Source organism: Ruegeria sp. AF8 (assembly GCF_056541825.1).
Window position 1 is genome coordinate 1 of record NZ_JBQFYW010000070.1, and the last position, 1517, is coordinate 1517.

Genomic DNA, 1517 nt, shown 5'->3' on the forward strand with positions numbered 1-1517 from the left:
GCGTGATGAGCCTCACCCTTATTGAGACCGATTTGAGCGCGGCGCTGCATGTCGGTATCGAGGAGCCATTCGATGATAAACAACGTGCGCTCGATGCGCCCAATTTCTCGAAGCGCAATGGCTAGGTCATGTTGCCGTGGCCGCGCTGCCAGTTTCTTCAGGAGCTGACTGGGTTGCATCCTGCCTGAAAGCATTGTCGCAATGCAGCGCAGAACATCCGGCCAGTTGGCGATGATGGTGGTTTCCCGGATTTTGTCACCCACCAATCCCCTCAGTTCAGTCGGAACAGCGCGCCGATCAAAGACATGTAGCCGTTTGGACGGCAAATCCCTGATGCGTGGGATGAACAGATATCCGAGAAGCGAGGTCGCAGCAAAAACGAGATCGGTGAAGCCACCCGTGTCGGCATATTGCTCTTTGATCTGTTTTCCCGTTGGGTTCATCAGCAGGCCATCCAAGATATAGGGGGCCTCGTTGACCGTGGCGGGAATGACCTGCGTGGCGAAGGGGCCGTACTGATCCGACACATGAGTATAGGCTTTCAGGCCAGGTTCATGCCCATATTTTGCATTGATCATGTTCATCGCTTCACCCTGGCGCGTGGTGGGAAAGAACTGCCCGTCACTCGAAGCCGTTTGCCCCGCTCCCCAATATTTTGCCATTGGCAACCTCCCCTGTGCTTCGATCACCATGGCTAATGCCCGATTGATGGCTTCGCTTTCGACATGCCAATTGGAAAGTCGGGCCAGTTGAGAGAAGTTATGTGTGCTGCTTGCCCCGGCCATCTTGCTTAACCCGAGATTCAGGCCCTCTGCCAGAATGACGTTCAGCAATCCGAGCCTGTCTTTGCACGGTGCCCCGGTGCGCAGATGAGTGAAGGCATCGGTGAACCCGGTATCATTGTCCACGTCCATGAGAATGTCCGTGATCCGCACCTCCGGCAGGCGGCGGTAAAGATCAAGGATGAGGCTATCGGCCTCTGCGGGTACATCAGCTTCAAGGCGTTCGACACGCAACCGGCCATCCTCGATGACACCACCGGGGAGGGTTCCGTTATTAACTGCCATCGCAAGCCGGTGCAGCCCATCTTCCAGACGTTGTTTCCGATCTTCGATCCAGGCTTCCGGCTCTAATGGCATCGATAAACTCATAGTTTGAGCGGCCTCGACCGGAACCAGAGCCTGTTTCATGTCGCTGTAGCGGCGGGAATGAGCAAGCCAGACATCTCCGGATCTGAACGCTTCACGTAGATGGAACAGAACTGCGACGATCCAGAGGCGGTCTCGATTGGTTTCTGGGTTCCGCAAGTGGCTTCGCCATTTCGATTGTGGCTGAAGAAAGGGCGCAGAGCGACTTGGAATATCACGCTTGTCGCGGATCACATCGGTCGCCGCCAGCAACGGCTCAGCCACACTGGCTCCCGCGATGTCCAATGCTGCCAGCATTCGCGGGGCATAGAGCTTGAAGCGGTGATAGCCCTGCTCGACATAGGCCAGCGCATCCGCTTTGACGGTCTT

1 protein-coding gene is annotated in these 1517 nt (G+C 56.3%); it reads right to left on the minus strand.

Annotation, left to right across the window (positions count from 1 at the left end; genetic code table 11):
• A partial coding sequence (locus ACR0AO_RS25395; protein ID WP_480609802.1) for a Tn3 family transposase occupies positions 1–1517 on the minus strand: 1517 nt, incomplete at both ends.